This is a genomic window from Bradyrhizobium sp. NBAIM18 (genome assembly GCF_020193825.1).
Classification (GTDB): domain Bacteria; phylum Pseudomonadota; class Alphaproteobacteria; order Rhizobiales; family Xanthobacteraceae; genus Bradyrhizobium; species Bradyrhizobium yuanmingense.
The window spans coordinates 1-15,987 of sequence record NZ_JADYVO010000009.1 but is presented as its reverse complement, the minus strand read 5'-3'; the positions used below and the strand labels follow the sequence as shown (position 1 = coordinate 15,987).

The window sequence follows — 15,987 nt, the reverse complement described above, 5'->3', positions numbered from 1 at the left end:
CGCCCAACGCAATCCTGTGGTTATGGATCCCGGGCTCGCGCGGAGCCTGTCATCGGGCCGCGCTTCGCGCGGACCCGTTGGCGCGCCCCGGGATGACGAACTCGCCGGCCCGATAGAAGCTGGCCGACAAACGGCCGGCTTTGACCTGCGGCCACGGCCTGCTATGTTTGCACTGCGATATCCCCGCCGGCCGTAAGCCGTCGCCAGGGACCGTGGAACAGCGCGTCCGCCCGTCGCATCTGACCAGCCAACGCCAGATTTCGCGCGTGCAACCTTGCGCGCGCGAGCCCGCACGGAGCGCATTCATGTTTCGTCTGACAGGACTTTTCACCGCCTTCGTCATTCTCGCCGGCACGGCCGTCGCGCCCGCCGCGGCCGAGGACAAGACCATCACGGTGTTCGCCGCCGCCTCGATGAAGAACGCGCTGGACGAGATCGACGCCGCCTACACCGCCAGGACCGGGGTCAAGTTCAGCGTCAGCTATGCCGCTAGCTCGGTGCTGGCCAAGCAGATCGAGCAGGGTGCGCCGGTCGACGTGTTCGTCTCGGCCGACACCGACTGGATGGACTACGCGATCGCCAAGAAGACCATCAACGAGCCTTCCAGAGTGAATCTGCTTGGCAACAGCATCGTGCTGATCGCGCCGAAGGATTTTAAGATCGACAGCGTGACGATCGCGCCAGGTTTCGATCTCGCCAAGCTCGCCGGCGACGGCAGGATCGCGACCGGTGACGTCAGGTCGGTACCGGCAGGCAAATACGCCAAGGCAGCGCTGGAAAAGCTCGGGGCCTGGCAGGCCGCGGAGCCGAAATTCGCCATGGCCGAGAGCGTGCGCGCGGCGCTGACACTGGTCGCCCGCGGCGAGGCCGTGCTCGGCATTGTCTATTCGACCGACGCCAAGATCGAGCCGGGCGTGAAGATCGTCGGCACCTTCCCGGCGGATTCGCATCCTGCGATCATCTATCCGGTCGCGGCGACCAGCACCGCCAAGCCGGAGGCGAACGGCTATCTCGCCTTCCTGCGCTCGGCGGCGGCCAAGGCCATCTTGGAAAAATACGGCTTCAAGTTCCTGATCAGCCCCACAACCTGATTGTTGCGACCTGATTCTTGCAAACCTGATTTTGCAACCTGTTTCTGCGACCTGATATGACGACTTGATGTTCGACATCTCTCCCGCCGAATGGACGGCGATCCTGCTTTCGCTCAGGGTCGCCGTCATCGCCACGCTGGTCGCAACGCCGTTCGGCATTGCGCTGGCGTGGCTGCTCGCGCGGTGTGATTTCTGGGGCAAGTCGGTGCTCGACGCACTCGTGCACCTGCCCCTGGTGCTACCGCCCGTCGTCACCGGTTATCTGCTGCTGCTCAGCTTCGGTCGCAAAGGCCTCATTGGCAGCTTTCTCGCCGACCATCTCGGCATCGTCTTCGCGTTCCGCTGGACCGGTGCTGCGCTCGCTTGCGGCGTGATGGCGTTTCCGCTGCTGGTGCGGCCGATGCGACTGTCGATCGAGGCGATCGACCGCCGGCTTGAGCAGGCTGCGGAGACCCTCGGCGCAGCGCCGTGGAAAGTGTTCTTCACGGTGACGCTGCCGCTGGCGCTGCCGGGCGTGCTCGCCGGCATGGTGCTGGGCTTTGCCAAGGCGATCGGCGAGTTCGGCGCCACCATCACCTTCGTCTCCAACATTCCAGGAGAAACCCAGACGATTTCGTCCGCGATCTATTCGCTGATCCAGACGCCGGACGGCGATGCCGCTGCGGGAAGGCTCGTGATCGTCTCGATCGTGCTCGCGATCGGCGCGCTGATCGCGGCCGAATGGTTCGCCCGCCGCGCCACGCAGCGCCTGCACGGGAATTGACCATGCTGCGCGTCGACGTCGAAAAACAGCTCGGTGAATTCTCGCTGTCCGCTTCCTTCAGCAGCGAGGGGCGCGTCATCGGCCTGTTCGGCGCCTCGGGCGCCGGCAAGAGCTCGCTGGTCAACATGATCGCCGGGCTGTTGCGGCCCGATCGCGGCACCATCGCCATCGACGGCGAGACCGTCGACGACACCGCGGCCGGCATTCACGTGCCCACTTACCGCCGCCGCATCGGTTACGTGTTCCAGGATGCGCGGCTGTTCCCGCATCTGAGCGTGGCGCAGAACCTCGACTACGGACGGCGGATGAACGGGCTTGCGCCCGACCCGGCGCAGCACAAGCGCATCATCGACCTGCTCGACATCGGCGCGCTCAGGGATCGCCGTCCCGGGAAGCTGTCCGGCGGCGAGCGCCAGCGCGTCGCGCTCGGCCGCGCGCTGCTGTCGAAGCCGCGCCTCCTGCTGCTCGACGAGCCGCTCGGCGCGCTCGATGAGGGCCGCAAGCTCGAGATCCTGCCCTACCTGGTGCGGCTGCGCGACGAGGCCAATGTGCCGATGGTCTATGTCAGCCACGACGTCGCCGAGCTGCGCCAGCTCGCGACGCAGATCGTGATGCTGAAGCAGGGGCGGGTGACGTCGTTCGGCGGGGTGAAGGTGCTGACGTGATCGGGCCAACCCCCGCTACCAGCCGCGGTCGACGTTTCGCACTTCGCCGGTCCGGGCATCCACATCGACTTCGATCCAGCGGCCGGCGCGGTCGCGGCCCTCAATCTGCCATTCGTCGCCGAGGAAATTCGTGTGCGACACCGTCGCAACGCCAAGATCGGTCGCGACGTCAAGCGCAACCTGCATCGAGATCTGATCGCCGGTGTCGTAGGCCATCGCCGGCGCCGCTGCGCCCAGCACGAGGACAGTCGCGATCGGAAGGGCGAACTTTCGCATTGGCGTACTCCTGTCAGTCCAAACTTCTATACAGCTTAGAACGAGAGGCAATGCGGAGCGTTCCGGATCCGGATGTCACGAAGCCGCGCAAAACTTCGGCGGTTGCGGCGATTTGGTGGCAGTTCCTCTTCGCAAGTCAAACTCCAGCGACCGAAGTCCAGACATCGGCGAGCTTCTTTCTCACGGCCTGCGCGCGGGTCAGCGGCGGCGGTGTCTCGTCTTCTTCCGGCAGACGCAGGCCGACGACGTTGACGCGGCCGCCGGAGATTGATCGTGCGACCAGCACGATCTCGTCCAGCGGCAGCTCGGCGCCCTCTTTCGGCGCGTGGTCGAGATGGACGTCGAAATAATCTGCCAGGGTCAGCTTGCCGTCGTCCTCGCCGACCTTCACACCGTAGATCGCGGCAAGCTCGGCGAGCGTGTGCTCGCCGGAGACCATGAAGTCGCCGAGCAGATGCGGATCGGGCGCGGTGCTCGGCTGCATGTCGACGAAGAAGCGGTCGAGCGACTCAGCTTTTTCCGGCGGGGCCAGCAGATAGATGTAGTCGCCCGGCGCGATCGGGTCGGCTTCCGCCGGCGTCAGGATGTGCTCGTTGCGGATCACCAGTGTCGGCTTGGACCAGGACGGGATCAGGCCGCGACGGAAATACAGGCTCTTGGGTCGCACCGGATAGCCGACCAGCTGCTGCTCGAGCTGGCCAGGCAGATCGAGCTCGACGCGGCGGGGGCCGCGGTCGGCGCGGGGCAGCGCCACGTGCAGCTTGCGCGCGGCCGGCGCCAGGGTCCAGCCTTGCAGCAGAAGCGAGATGATGACGACGACAAAGGCCACGTCGAAATAGAGATAGGCCTTGGGCAGCCCAACCAGCATCGGGATCGAGGCCAGGAAGATCGCGACCGCACCGCGGAGTCCCGTCCAGGCGATGAAGATCTTCTCACGCCAGTTGAAGCGGAACGGCGACAGGCACACGAACACCGCGAGCGGGCGCGCCACCAGCATCAAGACCAACGCGACGGCGACCGCCGGCAGCACACTGGAACCCAACCGGCTCGGCGAGACCAGAAGGCCGAGCAGCACGAACATCACGATCTGCGCCAGCCAGGTCGCGGCGTCGAGGAACGTCACCACCGAATTATGCGCGCGGGTCGGCCGGTTGCCGATGATGATGCCGGCGAGATAAACGGCGAGGAAGCCGGAGGCGTGCATGATCTGCGAGCCGCCGAAGATCACAAGCGCGGCCGTGGTCACGAAGGGCGCATGCAGGCCCTGCGGCAGGGCGACCTTGTTGAGCGCGATGACGACGAGGCGGCCGCCGATGACGCCGACGACGGCGCCCAGCACCGCCTCCTGGATGAACTCCATCAGCACATGGCCGGGCGAGCTGGTACCGACCGAGATGTATTCGACCAGCATCAAGGTGAGAAAGATCGCGAAGGGATCGTTGGTGCCGGATTCGGCCTCCAGCGTCGCGCCGACGCGCGGGCGCAGACGCAGGCCCTGGGTGTGCACCAGCAGGAACACCGCGGCCGCGTCGGTCGAGGCCACCACCGCCCCGACCAGCAGCGACTCCGACCAGTTGAGGTCGAGCGCATATTTGGCGAACGGCGCCGTGACCAGCGCGGTCAGCAGCACGCCTGCGGTCGCGAGCACCACGGACGGCGCAAGCACGGTGCGGATGCTGGCAAAGCGCGTGCGCAGGCCGCCGTCGAACAGGATCAAAGCGAGCGCGACGGAGCCGACCAGATAGGTGGTGCGGACGTCGTCGAACTGGAGCTGGCCAGGGCCGGAATCGCCGGCGAGCATGCCGATGATGAGGAAGACGAGCAGCAAGGGCGCGCCGAAGCGCAGCGCCAGCAGGCTGGAGAGGATGCCGGCCATGACGAGGACGGCGCCGAGCAATATGGCGAGACTGACGGAATCGAGAGAGGCCATCCACCTTCCGGGCAAAAAATCGCTGGAAATTCATCCTTATCGTCGGTGGACTCGCGCGCCAACCCATTTTCGCGCTTCGCGGCAATCTGCCCGCATTTTACGGCCTTAACGCGCTTCACTTCACGGTGTATCGATGGCCCGGCCGCACCCTTTGTGGGATTGTCCGGCGCCCTCGAATCAATTCCTCCCCGCTTGCCGACGAGACCCGATGGACATGGACCTCAAAGACTTCATGGAGTTCGTGCAGACCACCGCACGCAGCGTCGGGGCGGAAATCTCCTCACCCTGGTTCTACCTGCAATTCGGCCTCATCCTGGCCGCGGCCGGCATCGCCTATGCCGCGGAGGCGGCCATTCGCAGCCGTGTCGACCTGACCTCGCTGGCGATGCGCTGGCCGCTGCCGCTCAGGCATTTCGTCCGGGTCATGGTCGCCAGCGCCTCGACGGCGGTGTTCACGCTGCTCGTGATCGTCTCGCGCGTGGTGATGTATCACGCGACCTGGCCGAGCCGCTCCTATCTCCTGATGGTCGCAGCCAAGCTTGGATTCGCATGGCTCGTGATCCGGCTCGTGACCTCGGTGCTGCGCAACGCCTTCATCGTCCAGCTGGTGTCGATCACGGCCTGGTTCGTCGCCGCGCTCTCCATCGTCGGCCAGCTCGATACGACGGTCGACATGTTGGATTCTTATGCGATCGTGCTCGGCGGCCTCAGGCTGACCCCGCTCCTGGCGCTCAAGGCCGGCGCGCTGCTGCTGATCGCACTCTGGCTGACCAACATCACCAGCAATTTCGCCGAGAGCCGGATCAATTCGACCACCGACCTGACGCCGTCGGTGCAGGTGCTGCTGGTCAAGATCATCCGCATCGGGCTGCTCACGGTCGCCATCGTGATCGCGCTCGGCGCGGTCGGGATCGACCTGTCGGCGCTCGCGGTGTTCTCCGGCGCGGTCGGCGTCGGCATCGGTATCGGCCTGCAGAAGATCGTCGCCAATTTCATCTCGGGGATCATCCTGCTCGCCGACAAATCGGTTAAGCCCGGCGATCTCGTCACCATCGGCGACAACACCGGCCGCATCAGCGCGATGAAGACGCGCTATATTTCCGTCGCTGCCGGCGACGGGCGCGAATTCCTGGTCCCGAACGAGGATCTGGTGACGCAGAAGGTCGTCAACTGGACCTATACCGACAAGAACACGCTGGTGAAGATCGCCTTCGGCACCAATTACGACGCCGACCCGAAGCTGGTTTGTACGCTCGCCGCCGAGACCGCCGCCGCTCATCCGCGCGCGCAGAAGGGCAAGCCGCCGACCTGTCTCCTGACCGAGTTCGCGGAAGCCGGGATGAAGTTCTCGCTGACCTTCTGGATTGCCGACCCCGACGGCATGGACAAGGTCAAGAGCGACGTGATGCTGGAGCTGTGGGACGCCTTCAAGCGCGAGGGCATCCGGGTTCCCTATCCCGTCCGCGAAATCCGCATCCGCGGCGGCGCCCTGCCGGTGGAAACCGCCGTGGAAGTCCCGAATTAGGTCACTTTCACCCCCAAGCAGGCCCTTCGGCTTGCATGAAGCCTGCCAATCATTAGATTGGGGCCTGAAATCAAGCCTTTCCGCCGATATCGAGATCAGCCCGAGAAGACCTGACACGCATGAGCTACGTCGACGCCACCGAGACCTCCCTGCGCAAGACCGGACAGATCAAGCTGCACGGGCCTGCCGCCTTTGCCGGCATGCGCAAGGCGGGCGCGCTGGTGGCCAGGTGCCTCGACGAGCTCACCGACATCGTCGGGCCGGGCGTGCCGACCTCCAGAATCGACGAATTCGTCCGCGACTTCGCCTTCAGCCATGGTGCCTATCCGGCGACGCTGATGTATCGCGGCTACCGCTACTCGACCTGCACCTCGCTCAACCACGTGGTCTGCCACGGCATGCCCGGCGACCGTCCGCTGAAGGAGGGCGACATCGTCAATATCGACGTCACCTTCATCGTCGACGGCTGGTACGGCGATTCCAGCCGGATGTATGCGATCGGCCCGATCGCCCGCAAGGCCGAGCGGCTGATCGAGGTGACCTATGAAGCCATGATGCGCGGCATCGCCGCGGTGAAGCCCGGCGCCACCACCGGCGACATCGGCCATGCGATCCAGAGCTTCGTCGAGCCGCAGGGCATGAGCGTGGTGCGCGATTTCTGCGGCCATGGTTTGGGGCGCATGTTCCACGACGAGCCGAACATCATCCATATCGGCCGGCCCGGCGAGGGCGTGCAGCTCAAGCCCGGCATGTTCTTCACCATCGAGCCGATGATCAATCTCGGCAAGCCGCATGTGAAGATCCTATCCGACGGCTGGACCGCGGTCACCCGCGACCGCTCGCTGTCGGCGCAGTTCGAGCACTCCGTCGGCGTCACCGCCACCGGCGTCGAGATCTTCACGCTATCGGCGCGGCACGGCGAGAAGCAGATCGGGTGAGCCCGGTGCGTCGGCTATTGCTAGCGGCGGCCCCTTTGGCGGGTGGCGATTCTGCCTTTGCGCACCAACGCGTCGAGGACGCGCTTACTGACCTAGGCCCGAGTCCGGGTCTCGGTTGATCGTCCCAGATCTTGCCTTCGCCAGAAGGCCCCCCACAACAGCGCTGAGACGCACGCGACGGGCAACAGGCGGCCGACGTCGAGGTGAAAGCACGCGCATGATAGGAAAAGCATGACCACAATCACGTCGGTTTCGCTGACTGCGCAGGGAGTCGCACCTTTCCATGATCCGCCTCCGGTGTTCTAATGCAGGCGTCTTGACTGGGCATGGAGATATGGTCATGGCGGGTTCTGTCGAGCGGTGGCGGACGACATGAAGATCTACCTGCCGGACAACGAGCAGGCGCGGCAGCAAGCCCTCGAAACCTATCGCATTCTCGATACGCCGCCGGAGATCGCCTATGATGAACTGGCGGACTTGGCGGCGCAGATCTGCGGCTGCAGCGCCGGGCTGCTGACCTTCCTCGACGACAAGCGACAATGGCTCAAGGCCAAGTGCGGCCTGCCGCCTGACCTTACGCACGTGCCCAAGGAGATCTCGATCTGCCAGGCGACGATCTGCCATGACGATCTCATGTATGTGCCTGACCTCACGAAGGATCCGAGGTTCAGCGATTCGCCGTTGGTCGCCGGCGAGTTCGGGCTGCGCTTCTATTGCGGCATGCCGCTGATCAGCGAGGAGGGATACGCGCTCGGAACGCTGTGCGTCATCGATTTCGAGCCGCGCGAGCTCAGCTTCGAGCAGCAAGAAGCAGTGCGGCGGATCTCGCGTCAGGCCGTGGCTCAGCTCGAGCTCAGACGTAGACTCCGCGAGCGCGACGAGATGCTGGCCGAGCTCGACAAGGCGCGCGCAATGGCGGAGGCGGAGCGGAGCAAATCAGATGCGCTCCTGCTCAACATCCTCCCCCCTGCGATCGCCGAGGAGCTCAAGGCCAACGCGAAGGTGCGGCCGCGCTTCTACCAGTCGGTCAGCATCCTCTTCGTCGATTTCGCCGACTTCACCCGGCACGTCGAGGCGATCGAGCCGGCGCAGGTCGTGCACCAGCTCGACGAGTACTACAGCACGTTCGACGAGATCATTGCGCGCCATCGGCTCGAAAAGATAAAGACCATCGGCGATGCCTATCTCTGTGCCGGCGGCCTGCCCGAGATCAACCGGACGCACGCTGTCGATGCCGCGCTGGCGGCGCTCGAGATTCAGGACCTGCTCGCCAAGGCGAACCGTCAGCGCGAACGGCTGAGGCTGCCGCTCTGGATGGCGCGAATCGGCATCAACACCGGCCCGGTCATCGCTGGCGTCGTCGGAACGCGCAAGTTCAGCTACGATATCTGGGGCAACGCGGTGAACGTCGCCGCGCGTCTGCAGGCGGCCGCCGATCCCGGACGGATCAACATTGCCGAGGCGACCTGGAACCTGGTCAAAGCGCGCTTCACCTGCGAACCGCGCGGCAGCATCGAGGTGAAGGGCAAGGGGCCCACCCCGATGTACTTCCTCGATCGTATCAGGCCGGACCTGGCCGCCGATCCCGCAGGCGTCGTGCCCAACGATAGCTTCTGGCGTCACCAGGGCCCATGATCGCCAGCTGTGACGAAGGGCGGGAAAAACGGTCGGCTGATCATCATCCGCTTCATGCCGGAAGCGCACCTATGCAAGGCGCGCGCAATTGACGGTTGCAAAAACCACCATCCCCGGCAATGCTGGCGGCCGATGCCCGCCAAGCCGGACCACGACAAGAGCAAACCTGACGACACGCCGCACTATCACGGCCATCGCGAGCGGCTGCGCGAGCGCTTCTATAGCGCGGGCGCGGATGCGCTCAGCGATTACGAGCTGCTCGAGATGGCGCTGTTTGCCGCGCTGCCGCGGCGCGACACCAAGCCGCTGGCGAAGACGCTGATCAAGACCTTCGGCTCGTTCGCCGAGGTCGTGCATGCGCCAGTGGCGCGCTTGCGGGAGGTCGAGGGGGTCGGCGAGTCCGCGATCAACCAGCTCAAGCTGATCGCCGCGGCCGTGCATCGCGTTGCCAAGGGCGAGGTCAACAGCCGCAACGCGCTGTCATCCTGGAACGAGGTGATCGCCTATTGCCGCACAAGCATGGCGTTTGCCGACAAGGAGCAATTCCGCCTGCTCTTCCTCGACAAGCGCAACCAGTTGATCGCCGACGAGGTGCAGCAGACCGGCACGGTCGACCACACCCCGGTCTACCCGCGCGAGGTGATCAAGCGCGCGCTCGAGCTGTCCGCGACCGCGCTGATCCTGGTGCACAATCACCCCACTACCCCCCTTCGCGATTACGCTTGGTCACGCTCGATACCTTTAAAACACCTATAAAATTAGTACTTCTAGCGCATTGCGCACTGGGGGCGGCCATGGCAAATTGGGAGCGGTTAGAGGGGTAGAGCACGGCCTTCCGATCCCAGCAAACGATCCCCGTTTCTCCCCGACCGATCCCAGTTGCGGAACAGAAAAAACGCCATGCCAAGCCTGACCGACACCGCGATCCGACACGCGCTGAAGCGCGTCGAGCTCAACCGGAAACAAGAAAACCTCGCAGATGGTGAAGGCCGAGGTACCGGCCGACTCGTCCTCGTCCTCAAGCCGATGCCGAAGCGCGTGACGGCCGACTGGATGGCGCAGCAATGGCGGGACGGCAAACGTGCGAAAAAGAAGCTCGGCGCTTATCCATCCACGTCCTTGGCTCAGGCGCGCGAGATCTTCAAGCGCGACTACGCTGATGTGATCCAGAAGGGTCGGAGCATCAAGATCGCAACAGATACCCGCCCCGGCACCGTCGCTGATCTGTTCGAGGGCTATGTCGCGTCGCTCAAGGCCGCCGCCAAGCCGTCCTGGAAGGAGACAGAGAAAGGGCTTAACAAGATCGCCGACACGCTCGGGCGCAACCGACTCGCGCGCGAAATCGAGTCTGAGGAGATCGTCGAGCTTATCCGACCGATCTACGAGCGTGGCGCCCGCTCGATGGCGGATCACGTGCGATGTTACATCCACGCGGCATATAGTTGGGGGATGAAATCGGACAACGACTATCGGAACACATCCCCGCGCCGCTTCCGTATCCCATACAATCCGGCCTCGGAAATTCCGACCGAACCCAAGGTCCAGGGCACGCGCTGGCTCAACGAAGAAGAATTCGTTCAACTCTATCGCTGGCTGGAATGCCCCGATACGCCGGTTCATCCCTCCTATCCTCGCGCTGTGCAGCTGATCATGCTGACCGGTCAACGCGTCGAAGAAATCGCGCGCTTGCATGTCGATCAATGGGATGCGCCGGAGAAGATCATCGACTGGTCCAAAACCAAGAACCTTCAGCCGCACGCCGTCCCAGTGCCGTCGATCGCCGCCGAACTGATTGCGTCGATCAACCCAAATAAGTACGGCTGGTTCTTTCCCTCAGCGAAGGACCCATCCAAGCCCGTGAGCCACGGTACGCTCTATAGCTTCGTTTGGCGCCAGCGAGACCGCGGCGTGATCCCGTATGCAACAAACCGGGACCTCCGGCGAACGTTCAAGACTCTGGCCGGCAAGGCTGGCGTGTCGAAGGAAATTCGAGATCGTCTTCAAAATCATGCGCTGCAAGACGTCAGCTCTAAGAACTACGACCGCTGGCATTACATGCCTGAGAAGCGTGCCGGTATGGCAAGATGGGACAAGTTCGTCCGCTCTATGCTCACTAAGAAGCGCTTGAAAGCAGCGGCATGACCAAGCGCCCCTCCGGGCCCGCGGCTCCGCGAAAGGGCGCGCGACCGGCGACCGAGATCGACGCGCAGAGCTACTCGGCATTCGTTGGCGATCTCAAGACGAAGATTGCCGAGGCGAGGCATCGTGCTGGCCTATCGGTGAACCGCGAATTGATCCTGCTGTACTGGACTGTCGGCCGCGACATTCTCATTCGGCAAGAGAAAGAAGGTTGGGGCGCCAAGGTGATCGATCGCCTGGCCGACGACCTTGGCCGCGCCTTCCCCGAGATGACAGGTCTGTCCGCCCGAAATCTCAAGTATATGCGCGCCTTCGCGGAGGCTTGGCCCGACGGCGAATTCGTGCAACAGGTTGTTGCACTATTGCCTTGGGGCCATAACGTCCGCCTGCTGGATGCCCTTAAGACGCGCGAGGAGCGCACCTGGTACGCTCGGCAGGCTATTGAACACGGGTGGAGTCGTAACGTCCTTGTCCACCAGATAGATAGCAAGCTTTTCGCCCGGCAAGGCAGCGCACTCACCAATTTCTCGCGGACCCTACCGGCCGAGCAATCCGAGCTTGCGCAGCAGATCCTCAAAGACCCCTATACGTTCGACTTCCTCTCGCTTGGCCCAGAGATGCTGGAGCGTGATCTCGAACACGGCCTGATCGAACATCTACGCTCTCTCATCCTCGAACTCGGCAAGGGCTTCGCGTTCGTCGGCAGCCAATATCATCTCGAAGTCGGCGGGCAAGATTATTACCTCGACCTCCTATTCTATCATCTGCGCCTTCGCTGCTTCGTGGTGATCGAACTGAAGATCGAGGACTTCAAACTCGAGTTCGCAGGAAAGATGAACTTTTACCTGTCCACCGTGGACGAGCAATTGCGTCATCCTGACGACAAGCCGACCATCGGCATCATCCTGTGCAAGGGGCGCAACGAGGTAATTGTCGAATACGCCCTGCGAGATTCCAGCAAGCCGATGGGCGTCGCCCAGTATCAGCTCTCCGCCGCGCTCCCGCCCCAGCTCGAGGAGGATCTCCCGACGGTAGCGGAGTTTGCTAGAGAGTTCCCGTTGATGTCTGTGGTCAAGCTACGCATCGAAATCGAGCGCGCGGTGCGCGACCTCGCCGACAAGAGAGGCGTCGTCTTCGATCGGCCCGTCGGCATCATGAACATGCTGCGCGACCTACGCCGACAAGGGTCGGTGCCGGCCAGCACCGAGCAGATGCTCAGCACTCTGCAAACTATGAACGCAGCCTCGCACGGTGTGGACGTCAACTCGGAGGCCGCGAAACGGGCGGTCGAAATCGGCACGGTCTTCCTTGCCGAACTCAAGGCACTGAACAACAACGGATGAAAATGATAACGCGAAAGCCGTCTATCGCGACCCCCATAGAAGCATAGGACCCACCTCGTGGAAGACAGTTGGCCGACGTGGCTCAAGGTTATGGAAAATGGCATCGTCGGAGAGGCACGCACGCGCTCGTTCCTGATCGATCGGTTTTGGGTGCTTGAGCGCAGCGTCGACACCGACGGCGCCGATTTCCTCATCCAACGCCGCACCACGACACAGCGATTCACGGACAAGGTTCCGCCTCGTGTCGGCGCAACCCAAGCCAAATACTTTCAAGATCGGCGTACGACCCACCACATCCCTAAAAGCTATGTCGTTGATGTCGGCGGAGCTCCGCTCGAAGGGTTTTTCGCACTTCTCCACGTCGGAAAAGAGGACGAAGGCGAGATGCATCTGCTATCTGCACGGCAGATAGTCGATACGTTGTCGATAAGCAGCACCCATTCACCCGTAAGCTATGTCGTCGGCACCACCGCGCTCCAGGACGCCTTCCGCATCAAAGCGCGCAAACTCGCGCTCGATCAGATCGAGCACAGCTTGAAGAGCCAGACCTACTATCAGTCGGCCGCTTTCTTGGACCAGCTCAACATCCCATATCGACGCTTCAGTGAAAACGACATCGAATTTCCCTGGACACTTCCGCTCCCAAATCCCGTCGGCGAAATCCCGAAGATGTTTGTGGAGCAGAAGGAAGAGCTGAGAAAGATTGTCTTCGATATGGAGGAAGTGTTGGGAGCCATCGACGCGGTCCTAACCGAAAAAGATCCGCGCCGCGCCGTCAAGCTGATGGATGCCCTACGCGACCATGTTGACGGTTACGGGAAGATCACCTTCGGGGGCAGAGCGGACTTTCACTAGGGCGACTTTCCGAGCGCACTCGACACGCACGATCGTTGGCTACTGGGCCTACAGGCAGACGGCCTCCTAGAACCGTACATCGCCATGGGAGACAAACTGCAGAAGGCCCTCATCTCGCATACGACGGCTCATCCCCTTATCGACAAAGGCGATTTCTTGCAGGCAACTCTCGAGTACGACCCGACCGCACTCATCGTCGCCAATCTGTCCGTCAAATCGGGCAAACCGCCCGCGAGAGAGCCAGAGATCAAGGCTCCCGGGCATGTTCGCATAGCAACAACTCTTAGCGATTTGGTCCCGCGCAAAATGAACCCGATGGACTACACGATCGAGAATGTCTGGTGGAACATCATGCGCTACGTCATCGAGCAGCGCTATCCAGATCCGGACTTCGATTAACACTGCTTACGGATCACCAAGCTCGAAACCGCGCCCCTCAACCTCGCCAACGAGCGGCGGCGTTTCGGCTATCGCCGGTTGTTCGTCTTGCTGCGGCGGGAGGGCGAGGCATCGGGGATCAACCGGATCTACCGGCTTTACCGCGAGGAAGGGCTCACCGTCCGCAAACGGCGGGCTCGCCGCAAGGCCGTGGGGACCCGTGCCCCACCTGGTCGAGGCGAGGCCGAACGCGCGCTGGTCGCTGGACTTCGTCCACGACCAGTTCGCCAATGGCCGACGCTTCCGCATCCTCAACATCGTCGACGACGTCACCAAGGAATGCCTGGGCGCCATTCCGGAGACGTCGATCTCGGGGCGGCGCGTGGCCCGCGAACTGACGGCAATCGTCCAGCGACGCGGCAAGCCAGGAATGATCGTGTCCGACCATGGCACCGAATTCACCTGCAACGCCATGCTCGCTTGGTGCAAGGACGCAGCCATCGATTGGCACTTCATTGCGCCGGGAAAGCCGATGCAGAACGGCTTCGTCGAGAGTTTCATGTATAGACGGCCCCGCGGATGCAAGGGATTTTTGCAGCATTTTGGATATCGGTCGGGTGCGTTCATGTATACGGCCTGTCATTGCGACCGATAGCATGGCCGCTGGCCCTGATGGAGATCGCGGATCGAGGCCTCATCAACGGGTCGCGCTTGTTGCGCTTAAAACTCTTCGGGCTTTCTCGATCCCCAGCTCCGCCGGTTTCCATCACGCTGTCATCTGCCCTCACACCTTAGGGTGGCCAGGAATCGCGGCAGCTCAGGCCGCGAGCTTAGGCCGATAGAACTCACCGGTCGTCATCATTGCCCAGATGATCCGAGCCAACTTGTTGGCAACAGCGACAGCAACAACCATGGGCCGACGCCGTTCAAGCAGAGCTTCGATCCAGCCATCTCCGATCCGGGACCGGGCCTTTGGATACCGAACGACGTTGCGTGCCCCGATGACAAGCAAGTGCCTGAGATAGGAATCGCCCTGTTTCGTTATCCGGCCGAGCCGATCCTTCCCGCCGGTGGAATGCTGCTTCGGCGTCAGGCCTAGCCAGGCCGCGAACTCCCGCCCGGAGCGGAACATTGTTGCGTCCGGCACGGTCGCGGCGAGAGCCGTGGCCGTTATCGGACCGATCCCGGGAATTGAGGACAGCAACTTCGCCATCGGATTTACTCGCTGGATCTGAGCTAGCTCGCGCTCGATGGCCTCGACCTGCCGGTCCAATTCCTTCAGTTGGTTCACAAGGACGGCTAGTGCGATGCGGGCGTGGGCCGGTAGCGTCAGTTCCTCGTCATCCAACAAGTCCACCAGACCATCCACCCGTTGCCGGCCTTGCCCGACGATGATGCCGAACTCAGCAAAATGAGCTCGAATGGCGCAGGCTGTCATGGTTCGTTGCCGGACCAACAAGCCTCTTGCACGATGAAGCATCAAGAAGCCCTGGTTCTCGCCGCTCTTGATGGGAACGAAACGCATATTGGGACGGGTGACCGCTTCGCAGATCGCGGCCGCGTCAGCGGCGTCATTCTTGGCTCCTCTTCGTACGTAGGGTTTAACATACGCCGGCGGGATCAATCTCACATCATGTCCAAACTGCCGAATCTCCCGCGCCCAGTGGTGAGCAGTCGCGCAGGCCTCAATGCCGACTAGACAAGGTGCAAGCGAGGAGAAGAACGACACGATCTCGCCTCGCCGGAGGCGTTGACGACCGGCCACTTGGCCTTGGCCATCAACTGCATGGATGTGAAATACGTGCTTCGAAATGTCCAACCCAATTGTCGCGACTTCCATAGGTGAATGCTCCTGTTAGCGGGTTCGTCCATCGCCAGTAATATCGCCGGCGCCGAGGGAGCGGGGCCGTCTTCCCCATCAATGGCCGGATGCGCGATGAGTTACTCAACGAGACCCTGTTCTTCGATCTCGATGACGCCCGCGCCAAGATCGCCAACTGGGTCGCCGACTACAATCTCCAGCGTCCCCACTCGTCGCTGAAATACCTGACCCCCGCGGCCTACGCCGCCCACCTCACCGCAACGGACGATCGGCTGCGCAACCCCGACCAGCTCCGCCGATCGTCCGTTGCTCCATCCGCGCCACTTGGCGTACAAGGATGATCTGAGCCCGGAAAACTGGACCATTTTTGGCTAGAGTTTGGGCGCTGCCGAATCCCCTCGGCTGGGAGGAGCGGACGACGATGAAGGCCTCGAAGTTTTCGGACGCCCAGAAGGCGTTTATCCTGAAGCAGGGCCATGATGGGGTCCCGGTTGCGGACCTCTGCCGCAAGGCCGGGATCAGCCAGGCGACCTATTTCAATTGGAAGAAGAAGTATGACGGGCTGCTGCCGACCGAGATGCGCCGGCTGAAGCAGCTCGAGGACGAGAACGCCAAGCTGAGGAAGCT

The 15,987-nt window shown here is 62.8% G+C and carries 15 protein-coding genes and 2 pseudogenes; 14 read left to right on the top strand and 3 right to left on the bottom strand.

The genetic code is table 11. The features are described from left to right. The first annotated feature begins 305 nt into the window (after positions 1 to 305). The 3 genes from modA to modC all read left to right on the top strand — a co-directional run bounded on the left by modA (position 306) and on the right by modC (position 2,519). Positions 306 to 1,091 (top strand): molybdate ABC transporter substrate-binding protein, encoded by a 786-nt coding sequence (gene modA / locus I6F17_RS20635; RefSeq protein ID WP_225130975.1) that lies wholly within the window; start codon positions 306 to 308, stop codon positions 1,089 to 1,091. A gap of 67 nt (positions 1,092 to 1,158) precedes the next feature. Further along, on the top strand, positions 1,159 to 1,854 hold the full coding sequence (modB, locus tag I6F17_RS20630; RefSeq protein WP_036041856.1) for a molybdate ABC transporter permease subunit: 696 nt from the start codon (positions 1,159 to 1,161) through the stop codon (positions 1,852 to 1,854). A gap of 2 nt (positions 1,855 to 1,856) precedes the next feature. Beyond that, positions 1,857 to 2,519, top strand: a complete 663-nt coding sequence (gene modC, locus I6F17_RS20625) for a molybdenum ABC transporter ATP-binding protein (protein WP_225130974.1) — start codon at positions 1,857 to 1,859, stop codon at positions 2,517 to 2,519. Positions 2,520 to 2,534: 15 nt separating this feature from the next. On the opposite strand, the gene I6F17_RS20620 is transcribed toward modC, so the two are convergent. Further along, on the bottom strand, positions 2,535 to 2,795 hold the full coding sequence (locus tag I6F17_RS20620; RefSeq protein ID WP_036014215.1) for a PepSY domain-containing protein: 261 nt from the start codon (positions 2,793 to 2,795) through the stop codon (positions 2,535 to 2,537). Between the two features lie 136 nt (positions 2,796 to 2,931). Continuing rightward, positions 2,932 to 4,725, bottom strand: coding sequence for a potassium/proton antiporter (locus tag I6F17_RS20615; RefSeq protein ID WP_225130973.1), 1,794 nt, complete (start codon positions 4,723 to 4,725; stop codon positions 2,932 to 2,934). 208 nt (positions 4,726 to 4,933) lie between these two features. Here I6F17_RS20615 and I6F17_RS20610 point away from each other — a divergent pair, with 208 nt between their 5' ends. The 9 genes and pseudogenes from I6F17_RS20610 to I6F17_RS20570 form a co-directional block, all read left to right on the top strand. Then, positions 4,934 to 6,250: a mechanosensitive ion channel domain-containing protein gene (locus I6F17_RS20610; RefSeq protein ID WP_036041861.1), complete on the top strand. Its 1,317-nt coding sequence runs from the start codon at positions 4,934 to 4,936 to the stop codon at positions 6,248 to 6,250. A 119-nt stretch (positions 6,251 to 6,369) separates the two neighbouring features. Further along, entirely contained in the window at positions 6,370 to 7,188 is an 819-nt protein-coding gene (gene map / locus I6F17_RS20605; protein WP_036014218.1) for a type I methionyl aminopeptidase, read from the top strand. A gap of 372 nt (positions 7,189 to 7,560) precedes the next feature. After that, on the top strand, positions 7,561 to 8,823 hold the full coding sequence (locus tag I6F17_RS20600; RefSeq protein WP_051057161.1) for an adenylate/guanylate cyclase domain-containing protein: 1,263 nt from the start codon (positions 7,561 to 7,563) through the stop codon (positions 8,821 to 8,823). A 132-nt stretch (positions 8,824 to 8,955) separates the two neighbouring features. Further along, positions 8,956 to 9,579: a DNA repair protein RadC gene (gene radC / locus I6F17_RS20595; RefSeq protein WP_225130972.1), complete on the top strand. Its 624-nt coding sequence runs from the start codon at positions 8,956 to 8,958 to the stop codon at positions 9,577 to 9,579. Positions 9,580 to 9,723: 144 nt separating this feature from the next. Next, positions 9,724 to 10,965 carry a site-specific integrase gene (locus tag I6F17_RS20590; protein WP_109145490.1) on the top strand — a complete coding sequence of 414 codons (1,242 nt, stop codon included), beginning with the start codon at positions 9,724 to 9,726 and terminating at the stop codon, positions 10,963 to 10,965. After that, positions 10,962 to 12,305 carry a PDDEXK nuclease domain-containing protein gene (locus I6F17_RS20585; protein WP_109145491.1) on the top strand — a complete coding sequence of 448 codons (1,344 nt, stop codon included), beginning with the start codon at positions 10,962 to 10,964 and terminating at the stop codon, positions 12,303 to 12,305. Before I6F17_RS20590 ends, I6F17_RS20585 begins: the two co-directional genes overlap by 4 nt. A 57-nt stretch (positions 12,306 to 12,362) precedes the next feature. After that, the gene (locus I6F17_RS20580) at positions 12,363 to 13,160 is read left to right on the top strand and encodes a hypothetical protein (protein WP_225130971.1); all 798 of its coding nucleotides are present in this window, start codon (positions 12,363 to 12,365) and stop codon (positions 13,158 to 13,160) included. A gap of 84 nt (positions 13,161 to 13,244) precedes the next feature. Beyond that, on the top strand, positions 13,245 to 13,559 hold the full coding sequence (locus I6F17_RS20575) for a hypothetical protein (protein ID WP_225130970.1): 315 nt from the start codon (positions 13,245 to 13,247) through the stop codon (positions 13,557 to 13,559). A 42-nt stretch (positions 13,560 to 13,601) separates the two neighbouring features. After that, positions 13,602 to 14,097: pseudogene (locus I6F17_RS20570) on the top strand (DDE-type integrase/transposase/recombinase); the annotation flags it as partial. 258 nt (positions 14,098 to 14,355) lie between these two features. Here I6F17_RS20570 and I6F17_RS20565 read toward each other — a convergent pair. After that, positions 14,356 to 15,378 carry an IS110 family transposase gene (locus I6F17_RS20565; protein WP_109145492.1) on the bottom strand — a complete coding sequence of 341 codons (1,023 nt, stop codon included), beginning with the start codon at positions 15,376 to 15,378 and terminating at the stop codon, positions 14,356 to 14,358. Positions 15,379 to 15,458: 80 nt separating this feature from the next. On the opposite strand from I6F17_RS20565, the pseudogene I6F17_RS20560 reads away from it, so the two are divergent. Together I6F17_RS20560 and I6F17_RS20555 are read left to right on the top strand one after the other, a co-directional pair. Continuing rightward, positions 15,459 to 15,701, top strand: a pseudogene (locus I6F17_RS20560) (transposase); the annotation flags it as partial. Between the two features lie 80 nt (positions 15,702 to 15,781). Then, the coding region (locus I6F17_RS20555; RefSeq protein WP_225130968.1) for a transposase at positions 15,782 to 15,987 on the top strand (206 nt) is incomplete at its 3' end.

What these genes read in the sequence shown, in the direction of transcription:
- modA (WP_225130975.1), top strand. Translation starts at nt 306, where the DNA reads ATGTTTCGTCTGACAGGACTTTTCACCGCCTTCGTCATTCTCGCCGGC.
- modB (WP_036041856.1), top strand. Translation starts at nt 1,159, where the DNA reads ATGTTCGACATCTCTCCCGCCGAATGGACGGCGATCCTGCTTTCGCTC.
- modC (WP_225130974.1), top strand. Translation starts at nt 1,857, where the DNA reads ATGCTGCGCGTCGACGTCGAAAAACAGCTCGGTGAATTCTCGCTGTCC.
- I6F17_RS20620 (WP_036014215.1), bottom strand. Translation starts at nt 2,795, where the DNA reads ATGCGAAAGTTCGCCCTTCCGATCGCGACTGTCCTCGTGCTGGGCGCA.
- I6F17_RS20615 (WP_225130973.1), bottom strand. Translation starts at nt 4,725, where the DNA reads ATGGCCTCTCTCGATTCCGTCAGTCTCGCCATATTGCTCGGCGCCGTC.
- I6F17_RS20610 (WP_036041861.1), top strand. Translation starts at nt 4,934, where the DNA reads ATGGACATGGACCTCAAAGACTTCATGGAGTTCGTGCAGACCACCGCA.
- map (WP_036014218.1), top strand. Translation starts at nt 6,370, where the DNA reads ATGAGCTACGTCGACGCCACCGAGACCTCCCTGCGCAAGACCGGACAG.
- I6F17_RS20600 (WP_051057161.1), top strand. Translation starts at nt 7,561, where the DNA reads ATGAAGATCTACCTGCCGGACAACGAGCAGGCGCGGCAGCAAGCCCTC.
- radC (WP_225130972.1), top strand. Translation starts at nt 8,956, where the DNA reads ATGCCCGCCAAGCCGGACCACGACAAGAGCAAACCTGACGACACGCCG.
- I6F17_RS20590 (WP_109145490.1), top strand. Translation starts at nt 9,724, where the DNA reads ATGCCAAGCCTGACCGACACCGCGATCCGACACGCGCTGAAGCGCGTC.
- I6F17_RS20585 (WP_109145491.1), top strand. Translation starts at nt 10,962, where the DNA reads ATGACCAAGCGCCCCTCCGGGCCCGCGGCTCCGCGAAAGGGCGCGCGA.
- I6F17_RS20575 (WP_225130970.1), top strand. Translation starts at nt 13,245, where the DNA reads ATGGGAGACAAACTGCAGAAGGCCCTCATCTCGCATACGACGGCTCAT.
- I6F17_RS20565 (WP_109145492.1), bottom strand. Translation starts at nt 15,378, where the DNA reads ATGGAAGTCGCGACAATTGGGTTGGACATTTCGAAGCACGTATTTCAC.